6 protein-coding genes and 1 pseudogene are annotated in these 8,081 nt (G+C 70.0%); 1 reads left to right on the forward strand and 6 read right to left on the reverse strand.

Going from position 1 to position 8,081, the window contains the following annotated elements; genetic code table 11:
- Nucleotides 1-265: pseudogene (locus Q0A34_RS00005) on the reverse strand (arsenical-resistance protein); the annotation flags it as partial.
- 85 nt (nt 266-350) lie between these two features.
- Here Q0A34_RS00005 and Q0A34_RS00010 point away from each other — a divergent pair.
- Complete coding sequence (locus Q0A34_RS00010) at nt 351-707, forward strand: metalloregulator ArsR/SmtB family transcription factor (protein WP_291477245.1); 357 nt, start codon at nt 351-353, stop codon at nt 705-707.
- 49 nt (nt 708-756) lie between these two features.
- On the opposite strand, the gene Q0A34_RS00015 is transcribed toward Q0A34_RS00010, so the two are convergent.
- The 5 genes from Q0A34_RS00015 to Q0A34_RS00035 all read right to left on the reverse strand — a co-directional run bounded on the left by Q0A34_RS00015 (nt 757) and on the right by Q0A34_RS00035 (nt 7,993).
- Nucleotides 757-1,188 (reverse strand): hypothetical protein, encoded by a 432-nt coding sequence (locus Q0A34_RS00015; RefSeq protein WP_291477247.1) that lies wholly within the window; start codon nt 1,186-1,188, stop codon nt 757-759.
- Nucleotides 1,189-1,261: 73 nt separating this feature from the next.
- A complete protein-coding gene (locus Q0A34_RS00020) occupies nt 1,262-2,419 on the reverse strand; it encodes a hypothetical protein (protein ID WP_291477249.1) in 1,158 nt (385 codons plus the stop codon).
- A 74-nt stretch (nt 2,420-2,493) separates the two neighbouring features.
- Nucleotides 2,494-5,262, reverse strand: coding sequence for a polysaccharide biosynthesis tyrosine autokinase (locus Q0A34_RS00025; protein ID WP_291477251.1), 2,769 nt, complete (start codon nt 5,260-5,262; stop codon nt 2,494-2,496).
- Complete coding sequence (locus tag Q0A34_RS00030; RefSeq protein ID WP_291477253.1) at nt 5,246-6,349, reverse strand: glycosyltransferase family 4 protein; 1,104 nt, start codon at nt 6,347-6,349, stop codon at nt 5,246-5,248. Before Q0A34_RS00030 ends, Q0A34_RS00025 begins: the two co-directional genes overlap by 17 nt.
- Nucleotides 6,350-7,993 carry a sugar transferase gene (locus tag Q0A34_RS00035; protein WP_291477255.1) on the reverse strand — a complete coding sequence of 548 codons (1,644 nt, stop codon included), beginning with the start codon at nt 7,991-7,993 and terminating at the stop codon, nt 6,350-6,352. It abuts the gene before it with no gap.
- Between the last annotated feature and the right edge of the window lie 88 nt (nt 7,994-8,081).

Raw genomic sequence — 8,081 nt, forward strand, 5'->3', positions numbered from 1 at the left:
CCATCAACCGTGTGTCGGCGGCGATCTTGCCGGCCTTGTCGTAGCGGACCTTGGCCAGCGGCGGGTACATCATCACCAGCAGGCCCACGGCTATGGGAATGGAGATCCCGCCGACCTCCACCGCGCTCAGGGCGTCACCGACGCCGGGGAGAAGGTGGCTGACGATAAGACCGGAAGCCATCGCCAGGATGATCCAGACGGGCAGGAACCGGTCCAGAAACGACATCCGGGCGGGTCCGGCAGTCGGGGTCGAAAGTGGGGTCATGGGGTTGCATCCTGGTTCATATAGACAGCCGTCGATGATTGACGGTAGTTCCGATATCGACGCCCGTCAATGTAGCGTGGTGGTCATGAGTACCCCCCGTCCGCTACCCGACACAGACGTCCTGGACGTCCGGCAGTGCTGCTCCCTGGGTACCGGGCCGCTGACGCAGGATGAGTCTGTCCGCTACGCCGGTCTGTTCAAGGTACTGGCCGAGCCGGTGCGGTTGCGCATGCTGTCGCAGTTGGCTGCCGCCGGATGTGGGCCGGTCAGTGTCGGCGAGCTCACCGAGATGATGGGGCTGAGTCAGCCGACGGTCTCACACCACCTGAAGATGATGACCGAAGCCGGGCTGCTGGAACGCCATCGGGAGGGGCGCAGTGTGATTCACCAGGTCTGCCCTGAGGTGTTCACGCAGCTGCGCACCGTGTTGCAGATCGGCTGAAGTCGATCCCCCGCGGACAGGGCGGCGCACGACAATTCAGGTAAGGACATCATTCCACCGGTTCGACGACCAGCCATTCGGCGTGGTCGTCGACCCACCAGAACGCCCCGTCGGCATCGCGTGGTGCCTGGCCCTCCTGCAGCAGTGTCTCAGGGTTCTCCTGTGCTGCCCGGTAGACAGCGGTGGCGTCGTCACCGGTGAGGGCGCCGCGCTCCCCGGAGGAAGGGCCGGGTGCGAGGAAGTCGGCCGGGTCGGGGCCGGGCCAGTGGGGGACGTCCTCAGCGGTGAGGTTGTTGTCGATCATCCCGGGGCGGTGGACCACCACCTCTTCGGGAACCGTCGAGGCCGCCTCGTCGGTCGTGTCTGACGGTGACGTCGAGGTGGCGCCGTCGGTCGCGTCCTGCTGCCCGGCGTCGCAGGCGGACACCAGCAGCGCCGAGGCGGTCACCGCAGCGAGGGCGAGTTTCCGCAGGTGTGTCATGGTGGTCCCTCCCGTGGGGCCGGTGGTCACCGGGCGGGGCGCCCGTGCCTCCACCGTACGTGACCGGGGTCACTCACCGGACCGGGCGCAGCGCGATGGCAAGGAAAGCCACCGCGGCGAGCGTCTGCACCACCACGATGCCGCCCAGCAGGACCGCCCCGGTGGTCGCCAGCAGAGCGACCAGGGGGATGAGCCGGCCGACCGACCAGACGAGGAAGGCTCTGTCATGGCCCTTCATCAGGGGGATCTTCACCGAGAGGTTCGTCGACAGGGACGCCACGCAGAACACGGCGGTGGCGGCGAGCACCACCGGTGTCAGGGCGTCGTCGCCCGGGAGCGCGAACAGCAGCGCCCCGGTCTGGACCACCGCGCAGAGCACGCCGAGAAGCAGCCCGCCGAGAGCGCAGATCCGGCACCACCGTCGGGTGAGGCCGGCGTCGCCGGCGCGGATCGCCGCCGCAATACGCGCCTCCAGCGACGGGGCGATCACCTGCTGCGCCAGCGAGCCGAAACCACCGGTGAGGCGGACGACGACGGCCCAGATCTCCTGGTAGGGCCCGAGGAACGGCGTGAGGAACCCCTGGATCTGGAAACCGCACTCCGACAGCAGGGTCGCCCCGGTCGCCCGCGAGGACACCGCGAGATAAGAACGGTGCTCCCGGTCGAGCAGCCGGGGCACCTCGCGGAGGAACACGGTGACCAGCCGGTTCCGGGTACGGGTGAGGATCAGTGCCGCCCCGACCAGCGGATTGAGCACCGCGGCAACCACGAGTCCCGCCTGGAAGGGGACGACGAACACCACCACCACGGTGACGGCCACGTTGACCACCCCGTAGACCAGGCGTGCGGTGGAGTACACGTCCATCCGCTGCTCCTGGGTGGCCACGGCCACGGCCATGAGGTAGATCCCGTTCGACACCACCAGCAGGGCCGTCCACCCGACGACCGCCGCGGCCCCCGGGGACCCGGCCGCGGCGAGTACGGCGCCGACCCCGCCGCACACCAGGGTGGTCAGCAGCAGGGAACCCAGGGACACTCCCGTCGCCGCCGCCCGCACCGGCGCCGCCAGCGTGAGGTAGCGGCTGTGGAAGCCCAGGACCGAGGTGCGCGACAGCACCGTCGCCGCCGCCAACGGCAGCATCAGGTAGGCCAGCTGGCCTGTCTCCTGGCCCACGATGGGCAGGAGCATCGCCAGGAAGTTCAGGCCCTGTCCGAGCAGGGCAGGCCCCATACGCAACAACGACGACCACCGACGGGAACGAACTGGGTCGTTCTGGCCGTCGGGGCCGTCGGGGGAGACTGAACTCAGCGGTCCGCCCCCACTGTCGCGCGGGCGGTGGAGTCAGAGTCGGCACCTGAGTCGGCACCCGAGCTGTCGCCGGTGGCGGCCGGCGCCGGGAGTCCGGCGGTGCCGGCGGTCGCCGCGGTGCGCCGGACGGCGGCCGCGGTGTTGCCGTAGCCGTAGCCGTACCCGTTGCGGTAGTAGCTCTTGCCGTCGGCCTTCGGGGTCATGGTGAAGACCGTGCCCAGGACGTGCGCGCCGACCTGCGAGAGGCTGCTGGTGGTCTGGGTCAGCTGGTCCACGGTGGTGTCTCCGTGGCTGACGGCCAGGATCAGGCCGTCGGCGGCGGAGGAGACCAGGGCGGCGTCGGTCACCGGGAGCACCGGGGAGGCGTCGACGATGACGTAGTCGAAGCGGGCGTCCAGGTCGGCCAGCAGGTCGCGGAAACGCTGGGAGCCGAGGAGCTCCGCCGGGTTCGGCGGCTGCGGCCCTGAGGTGATCACCGACAGGCCGTCACGCCCGGACTCCTGGACGATGTCGTCGACACCGGCGGCGCCGGACAGCACGGTCGACAGGCCGACCTCGGACTGCAGGTCGCCGCCGAGGTAGTCGGCCACGCGCGGACGGCGCAGGTCGGCGTCGACCAGACAGACGCGCTCGCCGTCGTCGGCGAGGGCCAGTGCCAGGTTCGTGGCCAGGGTGGACTTGCCCTCACCGGGCATGCCGCTGGTCACGGCGATGACGGTCGGTGCATTGTCGACGTCGAGGAAGCGCAGGTTCGTGCGCAGTTCGCGGAACTGCTCCGCGGCGACCACCGGGGCGGCGGTGAAGTCGAGGACGTGGGTGCCGGCGCTGCCCGAGAGGCTGTCGCTGGTGCTGATCGTGCCGATGGCCGGTGCGCCGACGATGTCGGCGATCTGGCGGCGGTCGCGGATCCGGTTGTCGGTCATGCCCCGCACCACGGCGGCGACGAGCCCCAGCACCAGTCCGGCACCGGCGCCGATGCCCACGTTCTGCAGGATCTTCGGGGAGGACGGCGACTCGGGGGTAAGGGCGTCGTTCAGGGGCGCCAGCTGGGGTGCGCTGGACTCCCCGCCGGGGGCGGTGGTGGTGTTGAGCTCGGCGACCATGGCGGTGAGCTGGGCGGCCGCGGAGTTGGCGATGTCGCGCGCCTCCTCGGCGTCGCCGGCCACGGCGTTGAGGTTGAGGATCACCGTGTCGCGGTTGGCGCCGGCGGTGAGCATCGAGGCGACCTCCGCCGGGGACTGGTCGAGGCCCAGGTCCTCGGCCACCCGCTCGCCGAGGGCGCGGCTGGTGGCGATCTCGGCGTAGGTGCCGACCTGGCTCTGGCTCAGCAGGGTGCCGCGGTAGGCGTCGGTGGAGTTGCCGGTGTTCGCGGCGCCGACGTAGAGCTGCGAGGTCGCGGTGTACTGCTTGGTCATCAGTGCCGAGGCGCCCCAGCCGAGCAGGCCGCCGATGACGGCGCCGACGATGAGCATCCAGAACGACGTGCGCAGATACCCCAGGTAGGTGGCCAGATGGTTCTGCTCTGAGGGGGTGGAGGGGGCGGTCATGGGGATCCTTTTCTTGTCGGTCTCTTCTGTCTTGTCTGTCTGGTCTGTCTGTTGTGTCTCTCGCGTCCGGTGCTTCTCCATGAGGGCGACGGCACCCACGATCAGCGGCAGCATCGGTGTGGCGTGCCGCAGTGCCGATCCCCAGTCCGGTTCGAACAGTCCCTGGACCACGAGGAAGGACAGCGGTACGGCGGCGAAGCGGGCCATCATCCGCCGGTCCCGGACGGGGACGCGGTGCCGGTCGTCCCCGTGGGCACGCGCGGCGGCGGCCGCGGCGGTCACCGCACTGATCCAGATCAGCGCGAAGAGGATGCCGATCAGCAGGTAGTAGGGGGAGAACTTCGCGGCCATCGGCAGGGGGACGATGAAGAACAGGGTGGTCAGAACCACGTTGACCACACCGCCGAGCGGTTCGGGCAGGTCGATGAACCGGCCGATGATCGACCCGGTCACCGCCTGGCGTGCCTCACCCTCGTTCACCGCGGTGCGGAAGTAGTCGGCGGGGTCACCGGTACCGACCCAGACGGCCAGTCCGGCGGTGGCGCTCAGCAGCGCCAGGATCCGCACCACCCGCCACGGGGACGCGGCGATGCGCCGTCCCCACGCGGTCGTCCGTCGGGCCAGTAGCAGCCGCAGGACGACGTAGATGACCGCGACGATCGACCAGTACGTCCGGTACTCGGTGCCCAGCAGGGCCAGGGCGGCGACGACCACGATCTCCCCGGCCAGGTTCACCGGCATCAGCACGATCACGATCATGCCCAGGGAGATCAGGATCTCCTTGGTGTAGGTCGCCTGGTACAGGCCGATGAGGACCGGGGTCGCCAGTGCCAGGACCAGCGAGATCCGTCCGGCGTGGACGCCGCCGACGCGCACCAGGATGATCCCCAGGGCCGTCGAACCGATCACCGCGCCGAACACCGACGCCGCGGTGGGGGCGTCCTCCATGCCGAGGGCGGTGTAGAAGTGCGCGATCACCGAGTAGGAGCCGTAGCCCAGGTCCATGGCGCTGAACGGCGAGGTCATGATCTCCCGGATGGTGCCGGCGTCGTTGCCGAAGCCGCCGAAGCGTCCGGTGATGGTGGCGCGGGCGACCAGGCCGACGACGATAGCCACCGCGCCGAGCAGAACCGCGACGACCAGCGGCGAGTTCAGCGCCGTCCGCAGCGGACGGTGTCCGGCGTCTGCGCCGGCACCGGAGTCAGTGCTTCTGCGCATCGGGCCTCCTTCCTGTGAGTTCGAGGGCCAGTGAGTACGCCTCGGTGAGCGCCGCGTGCTGGCGTTCGGGGGTGTGGGATTCGTCGAGCCCGGCCCAGTGCGACGGGTCGGTGCGTTCCCGGATGATGGTCACCGCCTTCTCCGCGGCGTCCTGCGGCGAGTCGAACCGGGCGGTGGCGGGGCACTCCCGCAGTGCCGGGATGTCGCGCACCAGCAGCGGGACACCCACCCGACGGGCCTCGAGCACCGCCATGGGGAAACCGTCCCACCGGGCGGTGTGCAGCACCAGGGACAGGCCGGCGACCCGGCGGCGCAGCTCGTCGCCGGTCAGCCACCCGGTCACCTCCACCCCGGCGGACGTCAGGACGTCGACCAGCGAGGCGTCCTTCCCGTCCCCGTCGCCGATCCACACGAAACGGGCGTCGGGGATCCGTCGCCGGATGAGCCGCGCGGTCTCGGCGAAGAACGCCGGGTCGCGCTGGGGCGTCACCCGGGACACCACGCCCACCACCGGACGGTCACCGTCCCGCGGGGGACGCCAGCTGCCCGGTTCGGCGGGGTGGTCGTCCATCAGCGCGTTCGGGACGACGACCACCGGTGTGCGGCCCAGACCGACCATCAGCTCACCCTCCCACTGCGCGCAGGACGCCCCGACGGTGGTCAGCGGGTGCAGGGAACGCTCCATCATCCGGAACGCCTGCCGCTTCCACCGGGGGATGTCGGCCCGTTCGAAGGCGAAGCTGTGCGGGGTGTAGACCACCGGCCGCGCCGGGCGGCCCGGGGTGACCAGGTCGAGGGAACGGGCCACCCGGGTGTAGGCGCCGGCGAAGCTCGAGTGGGCGTGCACCACGTCGGGACGGTGACCGGCCACCGCACGGCGCACCGCGGTGACCGCGGAGGCGGGCGACGACGGCAGCCTCTCGTCCACGGCGAACGCCCCGGGGGAGCGTGCGGCGGTGGGGGCGGTGCTGCGGGCGTTGTTGGCCAGCAGCAGGTGGCGGTACTCCGGGGTCAGCCGCGCGTACTGGTTGACAGCGGTGGCCACCCCGCCGTCGAAGCAGTCGGTGACGTGCAGGATCGTGGTCATCTAGTACGCCCCCCTCGACAGGACGACCGCGCGGACCGTCTGCAGGATCGTGCGGACGTCCAGCGCCAGCGACCAGTTGTCCACGTAGTACAGGTCCAGCTTCTCCGCCTGGTCGGGGGTCAGGTCCGAGCGTCCGGACACCTGCCACAGGCCGGTGATGCCCGGGCGGACCTCCATGCGCATGCGCATGTCGTCGCCGAAGGCGTCGACCTCGTGCTGCAGGTGCGGGCGGGGTCCGACCACACTCATCGTCCCGAACAGGGCGTTGACGAACTGCGGGAGCTCGTCGATGCTGGTCTTGCGGATCACACGGCCGACCCGGGTGACCCGGGGATCGTCCTTCATCTTGAACAGGCCCTCGGCGCCGACCTCCTCACGGAGCTTCTGCAGACGCTCGTCGGCGTCGGTGTGCATGCTGCGGAACTTCAGGATCCGGAAGGACTTCCCGTGGTAGCCGATGCGGTCGCTGATGTAGAACACCGGGCCGCCGTCCTCCAGCTTGATCGCCAGCGCCGTGACCGCCAGAATCGGCGACACCGCCACCAGCGCGAACGCCGAGACCACGATGTCGAAGATCCGCTTGGACAGGCCGTTGGCCGCGTTGAACCGCGGCCGGTCGACGTACAGCGTGTGACTCGGGCCGAAGGGCACCACGTTCAGCCGGGTGCCCGCGATGCCCTCGATCATCGGGTCCAGGTACAGGCGCATGTTCAGCCGGTCCAGGTGCCAGGACAGCCGACGCAGGTTGCGGTGGCCGAACTCCGCCAACGACGCCACCCACACCGCGTCACAGTTGTATCCGGCGGCCGTGGCCACGAAGTCCTCGTTGGAGAACGACTCGTCGATGCAGATCGAGTTGATCGGGACGTCCCCGGTGTCGGCCAGCTGGTCGAGGTTGTGCGGGTCGGTGACCAGGATCGCGTGGATCCAGCCGGAGCTGCCCTCGCCGGACGGGGCGTCCTGCGGGTTCTGTGCGTCCTGCGGGTGTCGAGGGGTGTTGTTCTCGTGCCAGGAGGTGCACAGCAGCTTGTTGATGTCGGCGACGTTGCCGATCACCAGGAACTGCCGCTGCAGGTCCGACCGGAAACGTGCGGTGTACCGGCGCGCCAGGTACCGGGCGACGGTCATCAGCACCAGCCCCGCAGGCAGGGCCATCAACGCGAACTGGCGGAACAGCCCGTAGTTCGACAGGGCGTCCACGCACGCCAGGAACGCGAAGTAGGTCAGCGACCCCTTGAGGACGTACTCCCGCCCGATGGTCGGGAACGCCCGCGCCTGGTGGCTGTAGCCGCGGCACAGTGCGATCGCGGCGACCCAGCACACCGTCAGCAACGTGGTCATGCCGAGACTGCGCAGCGAGAAGAACTCCTCCACCAGCGCCCAGCCCAGCGGCTTCCACAGGTAGAGGCTCAGCGCGTTGGCGATGAACGTGGCGGTGAACACCGCCGCCGCGTCAGCGACGATGAAGTACCACTTGCGCTGCAGGTGGCGGTCCTGGCGCCGGTCCAGGGCCTGCGAGATGCGCTGGACGCTGGTACCCCCGCCGCTGGGGCGGGAGGTGCCGGACCGGGTGTCGGGGGAGGCCCCGGGCGAGGTGCCGGAGGACGGGGGAGAGGGGTCAGTGGATGCTTTTCCGAGGATCACGGTGAATCACTTTGTTCGGCCCGGCGACGAGACGACGGGCAGTGGAGAGAGGAGGATGTGAGGGGTGTGGGGAGGTGTGAGGGTGAGA

This window comes from Corynebacterium sp. (assembly GCF_022712195.1).
In the GTDB taxonomy this organism is placed as follows: Bacteria; Actinomycetota; Actinomycetes; order Mycobacteriales; family Mycobacteriaceae; genus Corynebacterium.

Bases quoted from the DNA above. Each gene is read 5' to 3' on its own strand.
- Q0A34_RS00020 (WP_291477249.1), bottom strand. From the start codon at position 2,419: ATGGGGCCTGCCCTGCTCGGACAGGGCCTGAACTTCCTGGCGATGCTC.
- Q0A34_RS00025 (WP_291477251.1), bottom strand. From the start codon at position 5,262: ATGCGCAGAAGCACTGACTCCGGTGCCGGCGCAGACGCCGGACACCGT.
- Q0A34_RS00010 (WP_291477245.1), top strand. From the start codon at position 351: ATGAGTACCCCCCGTCCGCTACCCGACACAGACGTCCTGGACGTCCGG.
- Q0A34_RS00015 (WP_291477247.1), bottom strand. From the start codon at position 1,188: ATGACACACCTGCGGAAACTCGCCCTCGCTGCGGTGACCGCCTCGGCG.
- Q0A34_RS00030 (WP_291477253.1), bottom strand. From the start codon at position 6,349: ATGACCACGATCCTGCACGTCACCGACTGCTTCGACGGCGGGGTGGCC.